Consider the following 22,782-nt stretch of genomic DNA (forward strand, 5'->3'; position numbering starts at 1 on the left):
GAATCCGGGTTCTTGGCACCACCTCCTGATCACGCTAGAGTCTCGGCCTCGTAACCGATGACAAAGCAGTCGTCGGGAACACCCGCTAGTCGCCGCCGGTGTCCGTCGGGGAAGCCGGAGCCGCGAACCAGCCACGTTCGGGGCAGGCTAGGACGGCGCTTGGCTACGGGAGTCGGACGCAAAACGAAGCACGAAGGTTATGCGCACCCTTGCGGGGGATGAACGGTGTCCGGTACCGCGGATGAACGCGGTCGCCGAACACGTCCCCGTCCGGAGCGCTACTTCCGCCTTCGGGAGGTAACGACCCTGTGAACGGACGCGGCACGCCCGGTTCGCATACCGGATATCCCGGATATGACGAGGCCTACTGGGCCGATTCCTTCGACGCATCGACGGACTGGTTCACCCCGGTCGGCGGGCAGGTGCAGGAGCCCGGACACCCGGCTCAGCGCGACGCCTGGGCGACCGAGATGACAGCCCGCCACAGCGCCGTCGGTGTGCTCGACCGGCCGGACTCCCGGCCGCACCCGGCCTACCCGGCCGAGGACCACCCGAGCTTCCCGCCCGGGGCGCTGGAGATCACCCCGCAGGACATCTTCGACGCGCTCGGGCCGCAGGCCGAGGACATGCTCGCCACGGCCGAGATCGACGTCGACGAGGTCATCCGCCTCATAAACGCCGAGACCACGGTCCTGCCGCCGCTGGTCATCCCGGACACCGTCCCGGAGACCGACGGTGCCGACGGCCCGCCGCCGGAGGTCGTCGAGGCGATCAGCTCCTGGAAGCGCACCTTCCTCAAGGGCGCGGTCACCGCGGTCATCCTGACGATGACCGGCACCGGTGGCGCCGCCGCCGCGATGGACAAGTCCGTCACGGTCGAGGTCGACGGCCAGGAGCGGACCGTCAACACCTGGGAGGGCACCGTCGGCGAGGTCCTCGCCGACGAGGGCATCAAGATCGGCGAGCACGACGCGCTCAGCCCGTCGCCGACCTCCAAGATCGACCACGGCGACACCATCACGCTCGACCGCGGCAGGCTGCTCAAGCTGACCGTCGACGGCGAGCAGCGCGAGGAGTGGGTCCGCTCGGTCACCGTCGACCAGGCGCTGCGCCAGCTCGGCGTGCGCTCCGACGGGGCGTGGCTGTCGGCCAACCGCGCGACGGCTGTGCCCGAGCAGGGCATGGACCTGGTCGTCAAGACCAAGAAGTCGATCACCGTCTTCGACGGCGCCAACCAGCCCCGCCAGCTCGACACCACCGCTGTCGACGTCAACGAGCTGATCGCCGAGCAGAAGCTCGACATCGGCCCGGACGACCACATCACCCCCGGCGGGGACCAGAAGATCACCGACGGCGCCGAGGTCCGCATCGACCGGACCGGCAGCTCGGTCGTCAACGTCACCACGCCGATCCCGCCGCCGGTGCAGGAGATCGTCGACAAGACGATGTTCAAGGGCGAGGAGCGGGTCGAGAAGCCGGGCAAGCCGGGCGAGAAGATCGTCTTCACCCGCGTCACCACCAAGAACGGCGAGGAGACCGACCGCGAGGCGGTCGGGGAGCGGATCCTGCGGGAGCCGGAGCCGCGCGTCGTGCGCGTCGGCGGCAAGGAGCCGCCGGACAGCGCCGTGTGGGACAAGCTGGTGCAGTGCGAGGCCACCGGCAACTGGGCGATGAACTCGGGCAACGGCTACTACGGCGGCCTGCAGTTCGACAAGAAGACCTGGGACGCCAACGGCGGTTCGCAGTACGCCGCTTACCCGCACCAGGCGAGCCGGGAGCAGCAGATCGCGGTCGCGACCAAGGTCCGCGACTCCCGCGGCGGCTACGGCGCCTGGCCGTCCTGTTCGTCCAAGCTCGGCCTGGACTGATCTCGACGCGGGCATGCCCGTGCTGAACGCGTGTCCCGTTCCCTGCGCTGCTGGGAACGGGACACGCGTTTTCCGGTTCCAGGGCGGGTGCGCCGGGTCGCCATGAGCGCGGGTGCGCGGTCCGGGTACTTTTTCGGTGTGGATGACCAGCGCAGACCCGAAGGGTGGACACCCGGGCAGGGGGCCGACGAGCAGGAGCTCGCGGCTTCCGGTGATCGTGCCGCCGCGGAACCGGGGACTGCGGAACCGCATCCGGGTGCCGGGACGGCCGGTGCCCGGTTGCTCGGGCCCGCCGACGTTCGGCGGCTCGCCGGTGAGCTGGGCATCCGGCCGACCAAGAAGCTCGGCCAGAACTTCGTGCACGACCCGAACACGGTGCGCCGCATCGTCGCTGCGGCGTCGCTGACCGCCGAGGACGTCGTCCTCGAGGTGGGACCGGGCCTCGGATCGCTGACGCTGGCCCTGCTGCCCGTCGCCGGGGCGGTGACGGCGGTGGAGATCGACCCCGTGCTGGCCGCGAGGCTGGAGCGCACCGCGAGCGAGTACTCCCCGGCGCTGGCCGGCCGGCTGCGCGTGGTGGAGGCCGACGCGCTGCGCGTGCGGGCCGATGACCTCGGCGACCGCAGGCCCACCGCACTGGTGGCGAACCTGCCCTACAACGTCGCGGTACCCGTGGTCCTGCACCTGCTCGCCGAGCTGCCGACCCTGCGGCACGGCCTGGTCATGGTGCAGTCGGAGGTCGCCGACCGGATGGCGGCCAGGCCGGGCAACCGGACCTACGGCGTCCCGAGCGCGAAGGCGGCGTGGTTCGCCGACGTGCGGCGCGCGGGCCCGGTGCCGCGCAACGTCTTCTGGCCGGTGCCCAATGTGGACTCCGGGCTGGTGTCGTTCACCCGCGTGGAGCCGCCGTCGGAGGTGGCGCGGGCGGACGTGTTCCGCGTGGTCGACGCGGCTTTCGCCCAGCGGCGCAAGACCCTTCGCGCGGCGCTGTCGGGATGGGCCGGCTCGGCGGCGCGGGCGGAGCGGCTGCTGCGCGCGGCGGGCGTCGACCCGGCCGCGCGCGGGGAGCAGCTCGAGATCGCGGACTTCGCCCGGATCGCGGAAGCCGCCGAAGCCGACCCCGAGTAGGGCGTACCAGCGCTGTTTTGGGCGGCGTGGCAGCGAAAAGGCTCAGGGGTCGCGGGTGGCTGAGCTGGGAAGGTCGCGCTCTCAGGCGATGGAACCGAAGATCCGGGCGGGGTTGCCGGGCCGGGGTCCGCGTTCGGGTTGAGACCACCCGATCGGCGGCTTGTCAGCAGTCAGCGTTCAGCTACGCAGGGTCACGTAAACACCTTGGCGGGACTGGAAATTCCCGCTCGTCCGAGGGTGTGATGTATAGAACGATTTCGGTAAGTGACCACTATCAACTTGCGTCCGGTCCGGCCAGTGGGGTCTACTATTCGGGAAATCCATCCCGAGCGGCCGAGAGACCTGGCTCCGCGACGCCGCAGCAACCACCCGACGGGCAGGTGCTAACGCCAGGACCGATGGAGTTGTGGTGTCCAAGACTCTGGTACGCAGCCCGCACGCTCGTGCGCTCCCCGCTGGGCGGGGACGGTCCGGCCGCGGATACCCCAAGTTGCTTTTGACGCAGCGCCGCGTCATCGATCACGGGCGACGGACGACGACTGGCTGTCGTCGCGAGGCGTGACTTCGTAGTCCCTCTCCCCGACCCCCTCTTTCCTTCCGGCCGCCAGGCCGCGCCGCGCGCTGCGCGGGGCAGGTCCGCGGAGCCGGTGTGAGCTGATGCGGAGCCGATCGTGATCACAGTCGAGAACCTCACAAAGTCGTTCCAGCACAACAAGAGCAACGTCGTCGCCCTGGACGGGGTGTCGATGGAGGTGCCGGCGGGCGCCGTGTGCGGCGTGGTCGGACCCAGCGGCGCCGGCAAGTCCACCCTGGCCCGTTGCATCGCCCTGCTGGAGAAGCCCGACAGCGGCGCGATCAGGGTCGACGGCACCGACCTGGTCGCCCTGGACGGCAAGGCCCTGCGCGCCGCGCGCCGCCAGATCGGCGTTGTGCCGCAAGGCGACTCGCTGCTGCGGCAGCGCACCGCCGCGGGCAACGTCGCGCTGCCGCTGGAGGCGGCTGGCATGGCCGGGCCGCAGCGCCGCAGCCGCGTCGGCGAGCTGCTGGACCTGGTCGGGCTGACCGACAAGGCGTCGGTGTACCCCGACCAGCTCTCCGGCGGGCAGCGCCAGCGCATCGCGGTCGCCCGCGCGCTGGCCGCCAAGCCCTCCGTGCTGCTGGCCGACGAGCCGACCTCCGCGCTGGACCCGGGCACCACCGACTCGGTGCTGACGGTCCTGGACCGCGCCCGCTCCGAGCTGGGCGTCACCGTCCTGGTGGTCACCCACGACATGGCCGTGGTGCGCCGGATCGCCGACGACGTCGCCGTGCTGGAGCAGGGCCGCGTGGTCGAGCACGGCAAGGTGCTCGACCTGGTCGCCGAGCCCGGCAGCCGGATCGGCGAGACGCTGCTGCCCGAGACCGGCCAGGCCGACCTGCTCAAGCCGTCGAAGAACGGCCACGACGTGGTCGCCGAGGTGGTCCTGGTCGGGTTCGCCGCCGTGGGCGCCCTGCTGCCCGAGGCCTCCAGCCGGTTCGGCGTCGAGCTGTCCATCCTGGGCGGCGGCCTGACCAGGCTCGGTGAGACGCCGGTGGCCAAGTTCAAGGTCGGCCTCAGCGGTGAGCGCGCGGAGTCGGCGCTGAAGTGGATGGTCGAGCGTGATGCGCACGTGCGTCGTGCGCCGGTTTGTGTTGACGGAGCTGCTGCGTGAGTGATGCGACCCCCTGGCCGGAGGTCCTGGAACTACTCGGGGAGGCGACTGGCGAAACCCTCTACATGGTGCTGGTCTCCACCCTGCTCGCGGTGGTCGGAGGACTGCCGCTCGGAGTGCTGCTGCACCTGGCATCGCCCACCGGGCTGAGCCCGAGACCCGTGCTCTACCGCGTGCTGGGCGTGGTCGTGGACGTGGTTCGCTCGGTGCCGTTCGTGGTGCTGCTGGTCGTGCTCGCCTCGTTCACCCGGCTGCTGATCGGCACCTCGATCGGCAGCACCGCGGTGATCGTCCCGCTGACGATCGGCGCCGTGCCGTTCTTCGCCCGGCTGACCCAGAACGCGATCCGCGAGGTGAGCTTCACCGTCGTGGAGGCCGCGATCACCACCGGGTCGAGCAGGCTGCGCATCGTGTGGACGGTGCTGCTCGGCGAGGCGCGGGCGGCGCTGGTCGGCGCGGTCGGCGTCACGGCGGTGGCGCTGATCGGCTACGCGGCGATGGCAGGCGCCATCGGCGGCGGCGGCCTGGGCACCACCGCCATCCAGGACGGCTATCAGGGCTACGACGACCGGATCCTGTACGGCTCCGTGGTCGTCCTCGGCGTGCTCGCCTTCGCGATGCAGCTGATCACCGACATCGCGGCGAAGGTCGTCGACCGGCGCCGTTCCGCGAACCTCTCGTGAGCGGGCGGCCCGGTCGACCACCGGGCCGCCGCCCGAGCTGAAAGTCCAGAAAGGACACCAACCGATGCGTGTTCGTCTTGCCGCCGTGGTGGCGGTGTCCGCCTTCGCGCTGGCCGCGTGCGGGGGATCCAACGCCGCGGAGGACCCGAACGCCCCGATCTCGGTCGCGGTGAGCCCGCAGCCGCACGGGGAGATCCTGGAGTACGTCGACCGGGAGCTGGCCCCCAAGGCCGGGATCGACCTGGAGATCGAGAAGTTCGACGACTACAACCGCCCGAACGAGGCGGTTGCCAACGGCGAGATCGACGCCAACTACTTCCAGCACATCCCGTACCTGGACCAGTACAAGTCCGAGCGCGGCGGTGACCTGGTGTGGGTGGGGCCGGTGCACCTGGAGCCGCTGGCGGTCTACTCCAAGCAGTTCAAGTCGGTGCAGGAGCTGCCCGCCGGCGCCACCGTCACGCTGTCCAACGACCCGGCCAACCAGTTCCGCGGCCTGAAGCTGCTGGAGACCAACGGCCTGGTCAAGCTCAAGCCGGAGGCGGCCGTGGGCACCCGGCTGGACGCGGCCATCGCGGAGAACCCGAAGAACATCCAGTTCAAGGACCTCTCGCCGGACCAGCTCCCGCGCTCGGTCGACGACGCCGCGGCCGCGGTGGTCAACGGCAACTACGCGCTCAAGGCCAACCTGCAGAACCCGATCGCGGTCGAGAGCGCGCAGGACAACCCGTACGCCAACGGCCTGGTGACCAGCTCGAAGCTGGTGCAGGACCCGCGGATCAAGAAGCTGGCGGAGATCCTGCGCTCGCCCGAGGTCAAGGACCACATCAACCGCACCTACGGCGGCGTGGGCGTGGTCCCCGCCTCCTGATCGCGGCACTTCGACCGCCGGATCCGGTGGTTCCCGACGCCCCGCAGGCACGTCCTGCGGGGCGTCGGCGTTTCGCTCGTGGACAACCCGGCGGCGGACTCGCGCGGGCACGTACGCTTTAAGGGTGCTCTCCGTGGTACCCACACCCATCACCGTCCGAGTCCCGGCCAAGGTGAACCTGCACCTGTCGGTCGGCGACACCCGCGAGGACGGCTACCACGAGCTGGTCACGGTCTTCCAGGCGCTGTCGATGACCGACGAGGTCACCGTGCACATCGCCGACGAGCCCGGCATCGAGGTGCGCGGCGAGGGCGCCGACTCGGTGCCCACCGGCCCCAGCAACCTCGCGTGGAAGGCCGTGCGGGCACTTGCCGAGCGCTGCGGCCGCGACCCTGACGAACCGGGGGTGCGGGTCTCGATCAACAAGGGCATCCCGGTCGCCGGCGGCATGGCCGGTGGCAGCGCGGACGCGGCGGCGGCGCTGCTGGCGCTGAACCACCTGTGGCGGCTGGAGATGGGGCGCGACGAGCTCGCCGGGATCGCCGCGGACATCGGCAGCGACGTCCCGTTCGCCCTCCAGGGCGGTACCGCGCTGGGCACCGGGCGCGGTGAGCAGCTCATCCCGGTGCTGGCCCGGCACACCTTCCACTGGGTGATCGCGCTGGACCGGCGCGGCCTGGAGACGCCCGGGGTGTTCAGCGAGCTGGACCGGCTGCGCGAGGAGTCCCGGCCCAACCGGGTGGGCGAGGTGGAGCCGGTGCTGGAGGCGCTGGCCTCCGGCGATCCCAGGCAGCTCGCGCTGCTGCTCGGCAACGACCTGCAGGCGGCGGCGGTATCGCTGCGGCCGGGCCTGCGCCGGACCCTGCGCGCGGGTGTGCAGGCGGGCGCCCTCGCGGGCATCGTGTCCGGCTCGGGGCCCACCTGCGCCTTCCTGTGCACCGACGCGGACGCGGCGGTGCGCGTGGCGGCGGAGCTCTCCGGCGCGGGCGTCTGCCGCACGGTCCGCGTCGCCCAGGGCCCGGTCCCCGGCGCCCGCCTGGTCACCGACGACCGAGCCGACCGCCCGACCCCGCCTCAGGTACATGCCTGAAGGCCCCCGATGGGTCGAAGGCCCCTGATGGGGCCTTCGAAGGCGCGAAGCGCCATCCGTCCAGAGGACGGATGACAGTTCCCGGATCGCAACAGCGGGAGTGACCCAGGCCGGACAAAGCCCGCAGCCGAAAACCGTGCCCATCAGGAACCTCCAGCCGTAGGACACACCCCAGCCGCACCGTTCCACCCTGCTGACGCGAGGATGGGTATGTCCCGTGCCCGGCAACACGACCGCCAATGGAGTAACGAACACCCGATGGTGAACCTGATCAACCTCGAATCGGTGAGCAAGAGCTACGGCGTGCGTCCGCTGCTGGACGAGGTGTCGCTGGGGGTCGGGGCCTCCGACCGCATCGGGGTCGTCGGGCTCAACGGCGGTGGCAAGACGACGCTGCTGGAGGTCCTCTCGGGCAGCGTGGAGCCCGACTCGGGCCGGGTCAGCCACTCCCGCGACCTGCGGATGGCCGTGGTCACCCAGCGCACCGAGCTGCCGGAGGGTTCCACGGTCCGCAACGCCGTGCTCGACCCGCACGGCTTCACCGCCGAGCACGAGTGGGCCGCCGACGCCAAGGTGCGGTCCGTGCTCACGGGGCTGGGCATGACGAGCCTGGGCCTGGACACGCCGGTCGCCGACTTCTCGGGTGGGGAGCGCCGCCGGGTCGCGCTGGCGGCCGCGCTGGTGCGCGAACTGGACCTGCTGGTGCTGGACGAGCCGACCAACCACCTCGACGTCGAGGGCGTGCGCTGGCTGGCCGACCACCTCCTGCAGCGGCGTTGCGCGCTGGTGATCGTCACCCACGACCGCTGGTTCCTCGACACCGTCTGCAACCGGACCTGGGAGGTCGTGCAGGGCCGGGTGGAGCAGTACGAGGGCGGCTACGCCGACTGGGTCTTCGCCCGCGCCGAGCGCGCCCGGCTGGCGCAGCAGGCCGAGGAGAAGCGCCAGAACCTCGCCCGCAAGGAGCTCGCGTGGCTGCAGCGCGGCGCGAAGGCCCGCACCTCCAAGCCGCGCTTCCGCGTCGAGGCGGCCGAGGCGCTGATCGCCGACGTGCCGCCGCCGCGCGACACGGTGGAGCTGGTGTCCTTCGCCAAGCGCCGGCTCGGCAAGACGGTGCTGGAGCTGGAGAACGTCGACCTGCGGATCGCCGACCGGGTGCTGCTGGAGGACCTGACCTGGCTGATCGGCCCCGGCGACCGGATCGGGCTGGTCGGGGTGAACGGCTCCGGCAAGACCACGCTCCTGCGGCTGCTCGCCGGTGAGCGCGAGCCGGACGCGGGCAGGCGGATCGAGGGCAAGACGGTCCGGCTGGCGCACCTGACGCAGGAGCTGCACGACCTGCCGGGGGACTGGCGCGTGCTGGAGGCGATCGAGGACGTCGCCGAGCGGGTGACGCTGGGCAAGTACGAGCTGACGGCCTCGCAGCTCGGGGAGCGCTTCGGGTTCGGCAAGGGCAGGCAGTGGACGCCGGTTTCGGACCTCTCCGGCGGTGAGCGCCGCAGGCTCCAGCTCGCCCGGTTGCTCATGGCCGAGCCCAACGTCCTGGTGCTGGACGAGCCCACCAACGACCTCGACATCGACACCCTGCAGCAGCTGGAGGACCTGCTCGACACCTGGCCCGGCACGCTCGTCGTGGTCTCCCACGACCGGTACCTGGTCGAGCGGGTCTGCGACAGCGTCCACGCGCTGTTCGGCGACGGGCGGCTGACGCACCTGCCCGGCGGCATCGAGGAGTACCTGGAGCGCAGGCGGTCGCTGCTGGCGTCGGCCGAGGAGAGCGTCGGCAAGCAGGCCGGGGACGCCGCGGAGGCCACCAGGGCCGCCGGGCTCACCGGCGCGGAGGAGCGCGCGGCGCGCAAGGAGCTCGGCAGGCTGGAGCGGCAGCTCGACAAGCTGGGCAAGCGCGAGTCGGAGCTGCACGAGAAGCTCGCCGAGGCCGCGACCGAGCCGGACCGGCTGCAGTCGCTCAACGCCGACCTGCGTGCCCTGGAGCAGGAGAAGGACGACATCGAGACGCGCTGGATGGAGCTGGCCGACCAGCTCGGCTGAACCACCGGCCGGCCGGTGCGCCTTCGGCCGCCCGCACCGTCCACAACCGACTGCGACCCGATCGAGACTGTCCGCAGATCAACCACCGACGTAAGCTGCCAGCGTGAGTCGGTTCGTTGACGAAGTGGTCGCGTCCGCCCGCGCCAACGCCGGAGACGGTGCTCGCGGGCTCACGACGGGAGAGCCGGACGCCCCCAGGCGCCGGACGTGGGCCGAGGTGCACTCGGTCGCCCTGCGGATGGCCGGAGCGTTGCGCGACGACGTCCGCCCGGGGGACGCGGTGGCGATCCTGGCCGCCGACCCGGGCCTGATCGCGCCCGCCGTGCAGGGTGTCTGGCTCAGCGGGGGCAGCGTGACGATGCTGCACCAGCCGACTCCGCGCACCGACCTCGGGCACTGGGCCCAGGACACGCTGCGCGTGCTGAGCATGATCGGGGCGCGGCTGGTCCTGCTCGGTCCTCCCTTCGACCAGCTTTCCGGGCTGTTGAGCGAGAACGCCATCGAGCACCGCCTGCTCGCCGAGCTCGACGGCGAGCCGCCGGCCGGCCCGGTGGAGGTCGGCGAGGATGCGACCGCGCTGCTCCAGCTCACCAGCGGGTCGACCGCCGACCCGAAGGCCGTGCGGATCACCCACGGCAACCTCCACTCCAACATGCGGGGCATGGTCACCGCCGCCGAGCTCGACGCCGAGCGCGACGTCGCGGTGTCGTGGCTGCCGCTGTTCCACGACATGGGGATGGTCGGCTGCCTGACCGTGCCGATGGCGATCGGCATGGAGGCCGTCAAGGTCACCCCGGCCGACTTCCTGGCCCGCCCGCTGCTGTGGCCGGAGCTGATCAGCCGCCACCGCGGGACGGTGACGGCCGCGCCGAACTTCGCCTACGCCGTGGTCGGCCGCCGGATGGAACGCGCCGACGAGGGCCAGTTCGACCTGTCCACGCTGCGCTTCACGCTCAACGGCGCGGAGCCGATCGACCCGGCCGCCGCCCGCGCGTTCACCGACGCGGGTGCCCGGTTCGGGCTCGACCCCGACTGCATGGTGTGCGCGTTCGGGATGGCGGAGTCGACGCTGGCGGTGTCGTTCGCGCCGCTCGGGTGCGGCATCGAGGTCGACACGATCGACGCAGGCGCCCTGGAGGAGCAGCGCCGCGCGGTGCCGGTGGACGCCGGGGAGGAGCGGGCGCGGCGGTTCGCCCTGCTGGGCAGGCCGCTGCCGGGACTGGAGGTCGACGTCGTCGACGACGCCGGGAAGCGGCTCGGCGAACGCGAGGTCGGCAGGCTGCGCATCCGCGGCGATGCGGTGACCCCCGGCTACCTGACCGTGGACGGGCCGCTGGCGACCCAGGACGAGCAGGGCTGGCTGGACACCGGGGACGAGGGCTACCTGGTCGACGGGCAGGTGGTGATCTGCGGCCGCCGCAAGGACGTGATCATCATGGGCGGGCGCAACATCTACCCGGTGGACATCGAGCGCGCGGCCTGCGAGGTCGACGGGGTCCGCCCGGGCAACGCCGCCGCGGTCCGGCAGGAGGCCGGGACCAGGCGGGAGCGGTTCGCGGTCGTCCTGGAGTCCAAGCTCGCCGACGACGAAGCGGCGGTGAAGGCGCTGCGCAAGGAGGTCGCGGCGCGGGTCGTGGACGCCGTGGGCGTGCGGCCGTCGGCGGTGGTGGTGCTCAGGCCGGGGACCCTGCCCAAGACCCCGTCGGGCAAGCTCAGGCGGGCCGCCACCGCGGAACTGGTGCCCGCGGACTGAGTCCTGTCTTCGACTCACCTTGCTTTGGTGGTGCCGGTGGCGGAACCCAGGCGTCCTCTGGCTCCGGAATCTTTTTCTCACGTATAGAGCCATACGCCGCGAAAAAGCTGTCCTCGCCAGAGGACGCCTGAGAACCCGCGGCGGTGCCGGTTGTGAGGGTGAGCCAAGCGGCTACGCCGCTTCAAAGACCAAAGCCAGGCACTGAAAGCGGCACCGGCGGCCTGGCGGCGGCCGGGAAACCACGCTCTCGGAAGCGACCGGCCTCAGTGGAAGCGGTTCTGCGCGGCTTCCAGCCCCTCCTTGGCGAGGGACTCGACGGCGTCGGCGCAGAGGTCGACGAAGTACGCGAGCTCCTTGCGCTCGGCGCCGGAGAAGTCCTTGAGGACGTAGTCGGCCGGATCCATCCGGCCCGGCGGGCGGTCGATGCCGAACCGCACCCGCAGGTAGTCCTTGGTGCCGAGGGACTTGCTGATCGAGCGCAGCCCGTTGTGGCCGTTCTCGCCACCACCGCGCTTGAGCCGCACCGTGCCGTAGGGCAGGTCGAGCTCGTCGTGGATCACGATCAGCGACCCGGGCTGGACCTTGTAGAACTTCGCCGCACCGGCGACCGGGCCGCCGGAGAGGTTCATGAACGAGCGCGGTTTCGCGAGCACGGCGCGGACACCGCCGAGCCGTCCCTCGACGATCTCGGCGCCGCTCTTGTGCGCCTTGAACTTGCCGCCGACACGCGCGGCGAGCTCATCGGCGACGAGGAAGCCGATGTTGTGCCGGTTGCCCTCGTAGCGGGGGCCGGGGTTGCCGAGCCCGACGATCAGCGCAAGCGGTTCGGGTGTGCTCACGAGACGACGTCTCTCCTGGGGAGGTTCGGCCGGAAGGGGCACGGCGCGCCGCTGGTGCGGCGCGCCGCCCGCCCGGCGTCAGGGGGTCAGCCCTCTTCGGACGCGGCTTCGGTGGTCTCGCCCTCGGCGGCCTCCTCCTCAGCCAGCTCCGGGGCCATCTCCGCCTCGGAGGGGGCCTCGGTGACGTTGACGATCAGCAGTTCCTCGTCGGTCTGCAGCACGACACCGCGCGGCAGCACGATCTCCGAGGCGGTGATCTGGGTGCCGACCTCGGCGCCCTCGATCGAGATCTCGAACTGCTCCGGGATGTGCAGGGCCTCGGCCTCGACCGAGAGCTCGGTGACCTCGTGGGTGACCAGGGTGCCCGGGCCGGCCTCGCCGGTGAGCACGACCGGCACGTTCACGGTGACCTTCTCGCCGCGCTGGACGAGCAGCAGGTCGACGTGCTCGATGTAGTTCTTGATCGGGTGGGTGGTGATGGTCTTGGTGAGCGCGAGCTCGCTGTTGGAGCCTGCCACGTCGAGGGTGAGGACCGCGTTGTGCCCGTTCTCACGGATGGCACGCGCGAACTCGACGGCGGGCAGGGACAGGTGCTTGGGGTCGGAGCCGTGGCCGTACAGGACGGCGGGGACCTTGCCGGCGCGGCGGGTGCGGCGGGCGGCACCCTTTCCGAACTCGGTGCGCGGTTCGACGGTGAGACGGACCTCGGACACGGTGGTGCACTCCTCGTTACGTCGGGCGGGACGTGGATGGGTCGCTGGCCTGCGGCGGCGGGGCGCGCTACGCGGCGTGGGACGACGCGGTGCCGGATGCGGCACCCGGTGTGCGAACGGCACCGGTGTGCCGACCAGAAGGGTCGGCGGCCACCATGCCGCCGCGTCGATCACGCCGGGCGAACGGCCCGACCTCGCCGAGGCAACCCGAACAGTCTAAGAGGCGCTTGGAAAGCGCGCTGCATCGGGTTGCGCGACGCGGACGGTAACCGCGCGGGAACTTCCTGCGGCGCAGCGGTTCCGGGTGCGTTCGGATGCCCCGGGAGCGTCCGAACGCACCCGCGTCGCGGAACGGGCTGCGGCGGATCAGGGCTGTGCCGCGGCGGTTTCGTCGTAGCGGTCCCGGGCGTCGAGGACTTCGGTGACGTGGCGCTCGGCCCACGCCGTGACGGCGTGGATGGGCTCCAGCAGGGACCTGCCGAGGGCGGTGAGCTCGTAGTCGACCCGCGGCGGCACCTGCGCGTGGACGGTGCGGGTCAGCAACCCGTCGCGCTCCATCGCGCGCAGGGTCTGGGTGAGGACCTTGGGCGCGACGCCGCCGATCGCGTTGCGCAGCGCGGTGAACCGCAGCGGCCCGGACTCCAGGAAGAGCACGACCAGCGTGGTCCAGCGGTCGCCGATGCGGTCGAGCACGACGCGCGTCGGGCAGCGCGGATCCATCACGTCGGCGACCAGTGGCGCGCCGTCGGTCCCGTCTTTGGTAACCACACGGTACTTATAGCACTTTGAAGTCACTGGTTACCAATCGATACCGTCGCGTCGTACCCGGTAGGAGGAGGTAAGCGATGCGACTGGTGTTGTTCGGCGCGACGGGTTTCGCGGGCGGCCGGATCATGCGGGAGGCCACCGCGCGCGGCCACGAGGTCGTCCCGGTGGCGCGCAACGTGGGTTCGCTGCCCGGCGCTCGCGCCGGTTCGCTGCACGACGAGGCTTTCGTGCTCGATGTGACCAGCGGTGCCGACGTGATCGCCGTGGCGATCCCCGGCCGCCCGATGGAGGATGGCCGCAAGCTGCTCGACGCGGTGCCGGGGCTGTTCGCGGCGGCGAGCAAGCACGGCGCGCGGATCGGTGTCGTGGGCGGTGCGGGCAGCCTGCGCGTGTCGGAGGACGGGCCTCGGCTGATCGACACCCCGGAGTTCCCCGCGGAGTTCAAGGACGAGGCGGGCTCGCACGCCGAGGTGCTGGAAGCCTTCCGCCGGGCGCCCGCGGAGATCGACTGGTTCTACCTCAGTCCCGCGGCGGTCTTCGGCTCGTACGCGCCAGGCGAGCGCACCGGCCGCTACCGGACGGGCGGGGACGTGCTGCTGACCGACGAGGAAGGCGTCTCGGCGATCGGCGGTGACGACTACGCGATCGCCTTCGTCGACGAGGTGGAGTCGGCGGCGCACTCGCGCTCCCGGTTCACGGTGGCGTACTGAGCCTGCGGGTTGCGGGCGGTGCCGGGGCGCGATGGCAGCAGGACCTCGCCCGGTGCCGCCCACGGCCCCGCCCGCCCTGAGGTGGCCGGGCGTCATCCGAACGCGCGGTCTCGTCACGGTTTGATCGCCGAGGGGCATATGGGCGCTTCGCCGGGGTTAAGTTGACCCGCATGGCTGCCAACGCGAGCTCTGGTGACAACGCGGTCCCGGAAGCCGGCAACGGCGTCCCGGAACCGACCTGGAAGGCGCGCCTCAAGCAGGTGGGGCCGGGTGTGATGGCCGCGGCGACCGGCGTCGGCGCGGGCGACCTGGTCGCGACCATGGTCGCGGGTGCCCGCTACGGCTACGCGCTGTTCTGGGCGGTGGTGCTGGGCACCGCGTTCAAGCTCGCGCTGGGCGAGGCCGTCGGGCGCTGGCACCTCGGCTCCAACCGCACGATGCTCTCGGGCTGGCGCACGCTCGGCCGGTGGGCGACCGGCTACTTCGGCGTCTACATCGTGGTCTGGGGCTTCATCTACGGCGCGACCGCGATGTCGGCGTCGGCGCTGCCGCTGAACGCGATGTTCCCGGTCCTGCCGGTCGGCGGCTGGGCGGTGGTGTGCGGGCTGGCCGGGCTCGGCCTGGTCTGGTTCGGCCGCTACGCCCTGCTCGAGAAGGTCATGACGGTGCTGGTCGGCGTCATGTTCGTGACCGTCGTGGGTACCGCGCTGATGGTGGGCCCGAACCTGCTCGAACTGACCAAGGGCCTCGCTCCGACGCTGCCGGAGGGCTCGGTGGCCTACGTGCTCGGCCTGATGGGCGGCGTGGGCGGCACCATCACGCTGGCCGCCTACGGCTACTGGACCTTCGCCAAGGGCTGGCGGTCGCCGAAGTGGATCCCGTTCATGCGCACCGACAACGCGGTCGGCTACATCACCACCGGGATCTTCGTGGTCGCGATGCTGGTGGTCGGGTCCGAGATCCTGCTCGGCCAGGAGCTGACCGAGAGCGACAAGGGACTGCTCACGCTCGGCGAGCGGCTGGCGGTGGACTACGGCCAGTGGGCTCGGATCCCGTTCCTGGTCGGCTTCTTCGCCGTCGCGTTCACCTCGGTGATCGGGGTGTGGAACGGCGTCAGCCTGCTGTTCGCCGACTGGTGGCGGACCTGGCGGATGCCGAAGGAGGCGCCGGAGGAGACCGCCGAGACCTACGACCACAAGGCCGGCATGCACAGCACGCCGTACCGGATCTACCTGCTGTGGCTGACCTTCCCGCCGATGCTGCTGCTGTTCCTCGGCAAGCCGTTCCAGCTCACGATCATCTACGGTGTGCTCGGCGCGCTGTTCATGCCGTTCCTGGCGGGCACCCTGCTCTTCCTGCTCAACTCGAAGTCGCACATGCCCGCGCCGCACCGGTCGCGGTGGCTGTCCAACACGATGCTCGTGCTGTGCCTGGGGCTGTTCGTCGGCGTGGCGGCGAACGAGATGATCGGCATGTTCGAGTGAGAGTTGGGACACTCCAGGGTCCGCCAAGAAATTTGAAGCCTCAAGAAAGCGTTGCGCCCGGGGACTCCCGTTGTCACCCCCCCGAGGAGGACGCCCATGACGGCAACCGATCAGGCCCCCGCCCTGGAGATCGAGCAGCACGTCCAGGACCTGCTGTTCCGCGAGGCCCGCACCGCCAACACCTTCAGCGACGAGCCCGTCACCGACGAGCAGGTCCGCGCCATCTACGACCTGGTCAAGTGGGGCCCGACCTCGATGAACCAGCAGCCGTTGCGGGTCGTGCTGGTTCGCTCGGACGAGGCCAAGCAGCGGCTGCTGCCGCTGATGGGCGAGGGCAACCGCGACAAGACCGGCAAGGCGCCGCTGGTCGCGCTGCTGGGCACCGACACCGAGTTCCACGAGAAGCTGCCCCGGCTTTTCCCGCACTTCCCGGGGGCCCGGGACGTCTGGACCGACGACGACTTCCGCACCAGGCACGCGCTGCTGAACGCGAGCCTGCAGATCGGCTACTTCATCGTCGGCGTGCGCGCCGCCGGGCTGGCCGCGGGCCCGATGACCGGGTTCGACGCCGACGCGGTGACCAAGGAGTTCTTCCCCGAGGGCCAGCAGGCCCTGGTCGCGGTCAACCTCGGCAAGCCGGGGCCCGACGCCTGGTTCGAGCGGCTCCCGCGCCTGGACTACGACGAGGTCGTCACGACCGTCTGAGGTCTGCCTTCGAACTCATCTTGCGGCGGTGCGGGTCGCGAGGATGAGCCGAGCGGCTGCGCCGCTTCGAAGACGAAAGACAGTCTCCGAGCGGGGACGCACCGCAAGTGCGAAAGGCCCCGGTCCGAGTGGACCGGGGCCTTTCGCTGCGGTTGCGCCTGATCAGGCCTTGCCGTCGAAGAGGCTGGTGACCGAGCCGTCCTCGAAGACCTGGTGGATCGCCTCGGCGACCAGCGGGGCGATCGAGAGCACCGTCAGCGTGTCGAAGCGCCGCTCCTCGGGGATGGGGAGCGTGTTGGTCAGCACGACCTCCTTGGCGCCGCACGAGGACAGCCGCTCGACCGCCGGGCCCGACAGCACCGCGTGGGTGGAGGCGATGATGACGTCCTGCGCGCCCGCCGCGAGCAGCTGCTCGGTGGCCTTGGTGATGGTGCCGCCGGTGTCGATCATGTCGTCGACCAGCACGCACAGCCTGCCCTCGACGTCACCCACGACGCGGTTGGCCACGACCTGGTTGGGCTTGCTGGGGTCGCGGGTCTTGTGGATGAACGCCAGCGGCGTGCCGCCGAGGTCGTCGGCCCACTTCTCGGCGACCCGAACCCGGCCGGAGTCCGGCGAGACCACGGTGATGTTCTGGTCGTGGTAGGTGTCGCGCACGTAGCTGGCCAGCATCTTCTGCGCGAACAGGTGGTCCACCGGCCCGTCGAAGAAGCCCTGGATCTGGTCGGTGTGCAGGTCCACCGCCATGATCCGGTCCGCGCCCGCGGTCTTGAACAGGTCGGCCATCAGCCGCGCCGAGATCGGCTCGCGGCCCTTGTGCTTCTTGTCCTGGCGGGCGTAGCCGTAGAACGGCATGACCACGGTGATGCGCTTGGCGCTGGCGCGCTTGAGCGCGTCCACCATGATCAGCTGCTCCATGATGGCGTCGTTGAGCGGGTTGCAGTGCGACTGGATGACGAACGCGTCACAGCCGCGCACCGACTCGTCGTAACGGACGAAGATCTCGCCGTTGGCGAACTTGTACGCGGCCTGGGGCGTGACCGTTACGTCGAGCTGCTTGGCCACCTCCTCGGCAAGTTCCGGGTGACTGCTCCCGGAGAAGAGCTTGAGGCTCTTCTTCGGGGTCGCAGACATGGCACTCACGGTCATCGTCCCTCCCCGTTGACTCCCGGCGTTGGGCGTCACTCTGTCGGATTGGTGGTTGTTACTTCGGTTTCCGACCGCTGGTCGGCTTGCGCCCGCTGTGCGGCCTCGTCGGCGGCGGTACCCGGGCGGCGCCTGGCCACCCAGCCCTCGATGTTGCGTTGCCTCCCCCGCGCGACCGCCATCGCGCCGGGGGGGACGTCCTGGGTGATGGTCGAACCGGCGGCGGTGTAGGCGCCGTCGCCGATCTCGACCGGGGCGACGAACGTGTTGTCCGCGCCGGTGCGGGCGTGCGAACCGATCACCGTGGGGTGCTTGGCCACGCCGTCGTAGTTGACGAAGATCGTCGCGGCACCGATGTTGCTGTACGCGCCGATGGTCGCATCCCCGACGTAGGTCAGGTGCGGGACCTTCGTGCCTTCGCCGATCCGGGAGTTCTTGACCTCGACGAACGTGCCGATCTTGCCCCTGGCCGCCAGCCGGGTGCCGGGGCGCACGTAGGCGAAGGGACCCACCGCCGCGCCCGGGCCGATCTCGGCGCCTTCGCCGTGGGTGCGCACGACCTTCGCGCCGTGGTGCACCGTGCAGCCGGTCAGCGTCGTCTCCGGGCCGATGGTCGCGCCCTCCGCGACCGTGGTGCCGCCGCGCAGCTGCACGCCGGGCTCCAGCACCACGTCGCGGTCGAGCTCGACGTCGCAGTCCAGCCACACCGACGCCGGGTCGACGACCGTGACGCCCTGGCGCATCCAGTGCCGCAGCAGCCGCTGGTTGAGCTCGGCGCCGAGCCGGGCCAGCTGCACCCGGTCGTTGACGCCCTCGACCAGCCACGGGTCGGAGCAGACCAGCGCGCCGACCGGCCTGCCGTCGGAACGCGCGATGGACAGCACGTCGGTGAGGTAGAGCTCGCCCTGCGCGTTGTCGGTGGAGATCCTGCTCAGCGCGTCGGAGAGCACCTCGGCGTCGAAGGCGTAGACACCGGAGTTGATCTCGGTGATCTCCGCCTGCTCCGGGCTGGTGTCCTTCTGCTCGACGATGCCGGTGACCTGGCCCGCGGCGTCGCGGACCAGCCGCCCGTAGCCGGTGGGGTCCTCGACGACGGCGGAGAGCACTGTGACCGCGTTGCCAGCGTCGCGGTGCTCGGCCAGCAGGGCGCGCAGGGTGTCGGAGTCGAGCAGCGGCACGTCGCCGTAGCTGACGATCACGGTGCCGGTCAGCCGGCCCGCCAGCGGCTCGAGCCCGCAGGCGACCGCGTGGCCGGTGCCGAGCTGCTCCTCCTGGACCACCGTGCGGACGTCGCGGTCCAGCGAGTCGGCGACGCCCTTGAGGTGCTCGCCGACGGCGTCGCGGCCGTGCCCGAGGACGACGACCAGCTCGTCGGGACCGATGCCCGCGGCGGCCCGCACCGCGTGCTCGACCAGCGGCCGGCCCGCGAGCCGGTGCAGCACCTTGGGCGTGGCCGAACGCATCCGCGTGCCCTCGCCCGCGGCCAGCACCACCGTGCTGACGCTCGCCGAAGGCTCGCCGGACGCACTGGGGGCAGAGGGGCGGGCGTTCTCGCCCATGAGCATCAGCGCTCTCCCTTGTCTCTGGAAGCTGCCCGTGGCAGAGCCGCCGCCTGGCGGCGGGCCGCGGGTCGGCTTCGCTGCGGGGACCGACGCACCGGCTGGCGCGTGCTTGTGGCGTCCAAGCGGGTGAAGGGTAACCGGGGGACCTCGGACCCGCGGCCGGTGCCCCTGCCCGCTTGCTCGGCGCTGCGATGGTACCGCCCATCGGGTGCTCCTCGGCCCGCCGGTGTGCTCCGAGCAGCGCGTTTTCCCACTACGCAGCGGGTATCGAGGCCCTGGTCACAGCGGGCCCGGCCGGGCTCACCGCGCGTCCGGCGGGGTCCAGACCGCGTGCCGCGCGCCCTCCGGCGCACCGCTGCTGCCGGGGAACGCCGAGACCTGGTTGCCGCCGCCGCGCTTGGCCTGGTACATCGCCGCGTCGGCGCGGGCCAGGACCTGGCCGCCGGACTCCTGCGGCCGCATCGCGACCACGCCGATCGACAGCGTCACACCCCGCGAGAGCTGGTAGGGCAGCCGGTCGACGGCCTCCACGGTGCGTTGCAGCGCCGCCTCGGCGGCGGTGAGCGTCACGCCCGGCAGCAGGACGACGAACTCGTCACCGCCGTAGCGGGCGACGAAGTCGTCGGTGCGCAGCGTGTCCCGCAGCGTGCTGGCCACCACCCGCAGCACGTCGTCGCCCTCGGCGTGCGAGCAGCGGTCGTTGACCTCCTTGAAGCCGTCGAGGTCGACCAGCGCCACCGACAGCGGCTGGGAGTCGTGCCGGTCCTGCAGCTTGTCGAGGCGTTCGTCCAGCGCGCGGCGGTTGGACAGCCCGGTCAGCGGGTCCTGCAGCGCCTGCCGGGTGATCGCGTCGTGGCGGTGGTTGAGCCGGTAGTTGTCCAGCCGGGTGGCCAGGGTGGACAGCCGCACCTCGCGCATGGTCCACAGCTCGGTCTCCAGCTCCAGGGCGTAGTCGCGCAGCGCCTCGCTGGTGCTGTCGGCGTCGAGCTCGGAGAGCTGGGCGTACTCGCGGGCCAGCGAGATCCGCAGGGTCGGCTCGGAGGTGTCGTCCTTGAGCTCGGTGCGGGTCTCCGACAGCAGCCGCACAGCCTCCTCGCCCCGCCCGGCGCCGCTGAGGCACCGCGACAGCGCGATCGCGATGATGATCTGCTCGCGCGGGTGCATCGAGCGGTCCAGGTCCCGCAGCGCCTCCAGCCGCACGATGTGCTCGACGTGCGGCTGGGCCAGCGCGTGCGCCGCGCCGAGCACCGGCATCTGCTCCGAGGCCGGCCGGTCGGCGACCCGCGGGAACAGCGACTCCCGCCACGGGCCCTCGACGGCGACCGCAATAGCGGATGCCGTGGCGAAGCGGTCGGTGGCCTCGGCGACCTGCCCGACCCGCTCCAGGCGCAGGCCCCAGCCGAGCAGCATCCGGCAGCGGTTGATCATGTGCACGGCGATCTCGTGCGGCCCGCCGCTCTCCCGGATGCGCTGGTGGGCGCGGGCCATCACCTGGTCGGACATCTCGTACACGCCGAGCTGGGTCAGCACCAGCCCGATGTCGATCAGGGCCTGCGCCAGCAGGCGTTCCCACGAGCGGCGGCCGAGCGTGGCGTCGGGCGCCAGCTCGTTGTCGAGCATGCTCATGCCGTTGGCGATCTCGGTGAGCGCGCTGTCCTCGCTGCCCGCCAGCAGCGCGCGCCTGCCGCGCAGGGCGTGGGCGTCGGCCTCCAGCACCTGCAGGCCGTGGCGGCGGGAGTGGGTGAGCAGCTCGTCGAGCAGCGCGTCGGCGCTGTCGAGCAGGTCGGGGACCGAGAGCCGGATGGCCGCGCAGTGGCGCAGGAGCTGGGCGACGATCCGGGGCTCGCCACGGCGCTGCGCCTCGTTGAGCAGGTTGTCGGCCTCGCGGACGGTGCTGCGCTGGCCGAGTGCGTCGCTGTGCTGACCGACGGCGTTCAGCTCGCGTGCGCGTCCGACCAACCACGCGTCCGAGACCTCGCTCAGCGTGGTTGCCGCTTCTTCGCGCACGGCCGTCGTCTCGTCGTGCAGCGGCGCACACCCCCTGTCAACAATTCCTCCCGGCCCCGCTGGACCGCCGCCGGCGGTCGTCACGGGTGCTCCAGGAGGGCCGGTCGCTCCGCCGCCAGGATTCGAACCTGGACCATCGGAACCAAAATCCGAGGTGCTGCCTTTACACCACGGCGGATCGGACCCTGCCGGCATACCGGGAGGCCCCGGAACGTCCGGCAGGTCGGGCACTGCAGGTGCGTCGTGCCCTGCCGACTCGGCGAGCACGGCCGGCACGTCGCACCGTCGGCCCGCCCCCGGCAACGCCGCCAGAGCCTACCGGCCCGGCGACGCGGCCGGTGTTGTCCAGCCGACATCGTGACATGCCTGTCCAGTGATGTTGACCTCGGCCCGGCGCCGGGTAGTGGTGGGGACGGCGTCAGTCCTGCTCGCACCCTGCTGGGACGCGGTGGCCCCGGGTCCGGTTTCGGCTCGTCAGCCCTCTTTCGGGTGAAGAAACGGACGAGCCGGACACGCCCGGGTACCCGCGACACGCGGGCATTTCGGCCCCCGGGGGTGACGATTTGGCATCGAACAACTTACGCTTGCGTAGGTTACGGTCCCGTAGCCTGGAGGTGTTCAGGGCCGTTTCTCCCGGCGATGACAGCAGTTTTCCCACCTCCCGACCCCGTTGAGGTAGAGAGCATGACCGCAGCAACCGAGAGCGTTGCCCAAGAGGCGCCCAGCGCCGAGTCCGGACCGAAACCGCTCACAGCGGGAAGCCGCCCCTGGATCGGGCAGTTGTCGGTGTACCTGTTCGTCCTGGTTCCCTTCGCCGCGCTGATCGCGGCGATCCCCTTCGCCTGGGGCTGGGGACTGGGATGGGTGGACGTCTCGCTGGCGCTGGTGTTCTACGCGATCAGCGGCCTGGGAGTCACCGTCGGCTTCCACCGGTACTTCACGCACGGCTCCTTCAAGACCAACCGCGGCGTCAAGATCGCACTCGCGATCTCGGGCATGATGGCCGTCCAGGGGCCGGCGATCACCTGGGTCGCCGACCACCGCAGGCACCACGCCTACTCCGACCGCGACGGCGACCCGCACTCGCCGTGGCGCTTCGGCAGCTCGCCCGCCGCGCTGGCCAAGGGCTTCTGGCACGCCCACATGGGCTGGCTGTTCGAGCGGGACCTGACCAACGAGGACCGCTTCGCCCCGGACCTGCTCAAGGACGGGGAACTGGTCCGCATCAACCGGCTGTTCCCGCTGTGGACCGTCGCCAGCCTCGTGCTGCCCGCCGTCATCGGCGGCCTGGTCACCTGGTCGCCGTGGGGCGCGTTCACCGCCTTCTTCTGGGCGGGCCTGGTGCGAGTGTCGTTCCTGCACCACATCACGTGGTCGGTGAACTCGATCTGCCACATGATCGGCGAGCGGCCGTTCAAGAGCCGCGACCGCGCGGCGAACTTCTGGCCGCTGGCGATCCTGTCGTTCGGCGAGTCCTGGCACAACTCCCACCACGCCGACCCGACCTGCGCGCGCCACGGCGTGCTGCGCGGCCAGCTCGACATCTCGGCGCGGATCATCTGGTTCTTCGAGAAGGTCGGCTGGGCCTGGAAGGTGCGCTGGCCGAACGACAAGCGGCTCGCGCGGATCGCGGTGACCGACTACAAGGGCTGACCGCGGGCCCCAGCCGCCCCCGCCGCGAGACGCGGCGGGGGCGGCTTTTTCATCAGGTGCGC

General features: G+C 71.3%; 18 protein-coding genes, 1 tRNA gene and 1 riboswitch. Of the genes, 12 read left to right on the top strand and 7 right to left on the bottom strand.

The features are described from left to right. Positions 1 to 308: 308 nt before the first annotated feature. From SACE_RS03950 to SACE_RS03985, 8 genes are all read left to right on the top strand, one after another. Complete coding sequence (locus tag SACE_RS03950; protein ID WP_009944269.1) at positions 309 to 1,868, top strand: resuscitation-promoting factor; 1,560 nt, start codon at positions 309 to 311, stop codon at positions 1,866 to 1,868. Between the two features lie 279 nt (positions 1,869 to 2,147). Beyond that, positions 2,148 to 2,996: a 16S rRNA (adenine(1518)-N(6)/adenine(1519)-N(6))-dimethyltransferase RsmA gene (gene rsmA, locus SACE_RS03955; protein ID WP_009944268.1), complete on the top strand. Its 849-nt coding sequence runs from the start codon at positions 2,148 to 2,150 to the stop codon at positions 2,994 to 2,996. Positions 2,997 to 3,313: 317 nt separating this feature from the next. Continuing rightward, positions 3,314 to 3,401: riboswitch (SAM riboswitch) on the top strand. Positions 3,402 to 3,667: 266 nt separating this feature from the next. After that, positions 3,668 to 4,687, top strand: coding sequence for a methionine ABC transporter ATP-binding protein (locus tag SACE_RS03960; protein ID WP_009944267.1), 1,020 nt, complete (start codon positions 3,668 to 3,670; stop codon positions 4,685 to 4,687). Next, complete coding sequence (locus SACE_RS03965) at positions 4,684 to 5,370, top strand: methionine ABC transporter permease (protein WP_011873170.1); 687 nt, start codon at positions 4,684 to 4,686, stop codon at positions 5,368 to 5,370. Before SACE_RS03960 ends, SACE_RS03965 begins: the two co-directional genes overlap by 4 nt. A gap of 64 nt (positions 5,371 to 5,434) precedes the next feature. Then, positions 5,435 to 6,241 (top strand): MetQ/NlpA family ABC transporter substrate-binding protein, encoded by an 807-nt coding sequence (locus tag SACE_RS03970; protein WP_011873171.1) that lies wholly within the window; start codon positions 5,435 to 5,437, stop codon positions 6,239 to 6,241. A gap of 133 nt (positions 6,242 to 6,374) precedes the next feature. Further along, a complete protein-coding gene (locus tag SACE_RS03975) occupies positions 6,375 to 7,331 on the top strand; it encodes a 4-(cytidine 5'-diphospho)-2-C-methyl-D-erythritol kinase (protein ID WP_009944264.1) in 957 nt (318 codons plus the stop codon). A 258-nt stretch (positions 7,332 to 7,589) separates the two neighbouring features. Further along, complete coding sequence (locus SACE_RS03980) at positions 7,590 to 9,380, top strand: ABC-F family ATP-binding cassette domain-containing protein (protein ID WP_009944263.1); 1,791 nt, start codon at positions 7,590 to 7,592, stop codon at positions 9,378 to 9,380. 103 nt (positions 9,381 to 9,483) lie between these two features. Continuing rightward, positions 9,484 to 11,133, top strand: coding sequence for a fatty acyl-AMP ligase (locus SACE_RS03985; RefSeq protein ID WP_029621456.1), 1,650 nt, complete (start codon positions 9,484 to 9,486; stop codon positions 11,131 to 11,133). 263 nt (positions 11,134 to 11,396) lie between these two features. On the opposite strand, the gene pth is transcribed toward SACE_RS03985, so the two are convergent. The 3 genes from pth to SACE_RS04000 form a co-directional block, all read right to left on the bottom strand. After that, the gene (pth, locus tag SACE_RS03990; protein ID WP_009944261.1) at positions 11,397 to 11,972 is read right to left on the bottom strand and encodes an aminoacyl-tRNA hydrolase; all 576 of its coding nucleotides are present in this window, start codon (positions 11,970 to 11,972) and stop codon (positions 11,397 to 11,399) included. Between the two features lie 86 nt (positions 11,973 to 12,058). Then, positions 12,059 to 12,685: a 50S ribosomal protein L25/general stress protein Ctc gene (locus tag SACE_RS03995; RefSeq protein ID WP_009944260.1), complete on the bottom strand. Its 627-nt coding sequence runs from the start codon at positions 12,683 to 12,685 to the stop codon at positions 12,059 to 12,061. A 366-nt stretch (positions 12,686 to 13,051) separates the two neighbouring features. After that, positions 13,052 to 13,453 carry a winged helix-turn-helix transcriptional regulator gene (locus tag SACE_RS04000; protein ID WP_009944259.1) on the bottom strand — a complete coding sequence of 134 codons (402 nt, stop codon included), beginning with the start codon at positions 13,451 to 13,453 and terminating at the stop codon, positions 13,052 to 13,054. A 77-nt stretch (positions 13,454 to 13,530) separates the two neighbouring features. On the opposite strand from SACE_RS04000, the gene SACE_RS04005 reads away from it, so the two are divergent. The 3 genes from SACE_RS04005 to SACE_RS04015 all read left to right on the top strand — a co-directional run bounded on the left by SACE_RS04005 (position 13,531) and on the right by SACE_RS04015 (position 16,352). Next, positions 13,531 to 14,163, top strand: a complete 633-nt coding sequence (locus tag SACE_RS04005) for an NAD(P)-dependent oxidoreductase (RefSeq protein ID WP_009944258.1) — start codon at positions 13,531 to 13,533, stop codon at positions 14,161 to 14,163. Positions 14,164 to 14,333: 170 nt separating this feature from the next. Then, the gene (locus tag SACE_RS04010) at positions 14,334 to 15,647 is read left to right on the top strand and encodes an Nramp family divalent metal transporter (RefSeq protein WP_009944256.1); all 1,314 of its coding nucleotides are present in this window, start codon (positions 14,334 to 14,336) and stop codon (positions 15,645 to 15,647) included. 96 nt (positions 15,648 to 15,743) lie between these two features. Next, on the top strand, positions 15,744 to 16,352 hold the full coding sequence (locus SACE_RS04015; protein ID WP_009944254.1) for a malonic semialdehyde reductase: 609 nt from the start codon (positions 15,744 to 15,746) through the stop codon (positions 16,350 to 16,352). Positions 16,353 to 16,514: 162 nt separating this feature from the next. Here the strand turns inward: SACE_RS04015 and SACE_RS04020 are convergent, their stop codons facing one another. The 4 genes from SACE_RS04020 to SACE_RS04035 form a co-directional block, all read right to left on the bottom strand. After that, on the bottom strand, positions 16,515 to 17,486 hold the full coding sequence (locus SACE_RS04020) for a ribose-phosphate diphosphokinase (RefSeq protein ID WP_011873172.1): 972 nt from the start codon (positions 17,484 to 17,486) through the stop codon (positions 16,515 to 16,517). A gap of 47 nt (positions 17,487 to 17,533) precedes the next feature. After that, entirely contained in the window at positions 17,534 to 19,057 is a 1,524-nt protein-coding gene (gene glmU, locus SACE_RS04025) for a bifunctional UDP-N-acetylglucosamine diphosphorylase/glucosamine-1-phosphate N-acetyltransferase GlmU (protein WP_044547771.1), read from the bottom strand. A gap of 303 nt (positions 19,058 to 19,360) precedes the next feature. Continuing rightward, complete coding sequence (locus SACE_RS04030) at positions 19,361 to 21,067, bottom strand: GGDEF domain-containing protein (RefSeq protein ID WP_009944251.1); 1,707 nt, start codon at positions 21,065 to 21,067, stop codon at positions 19,361 to 19,363. A gap of 107 nt (positions 21,068 to 21,174) precedes the next feature. Continuing rightward, positions 21,175 to 21,245: transfer RNA gene (locus tag SACE_RS04035), tRNA-Gln, on the bottom strand. Positions 21,246 to 21,751: 506 nt separating this feature from the next. Here SACE_RS04035 and SACE_RS04040 point away from each other — a divergent pair. Then, the gene (locus tag SACE_RS04040) at positions 21,752 to 22,720 is read left to right on the top strand and encodes an acyl-CoA desaturase (RefSeq protein ID WP_011873173.1); all 969 of its coding nucleotides are present in this window, start codon (positions 21,752 to 21,754) and stop codon (positions 22,718 to 22,720) included. The last annotated feature ends 62 nt before the right edge of the window (positions 22,721 to 22,782 follow it).

This window comes from Saccharopolyspora erythraea NRRL 2338 (assembly GCF_000062885.1).
GTDB classification, from domain to species: domain Bacteria; phylum Actinomycetota; class Actinomycetes; order Mycobacteriales; family Pseudonocardiaceae; genus Saccharopolyspora_D; species Saccharopolyspora_D erythraea.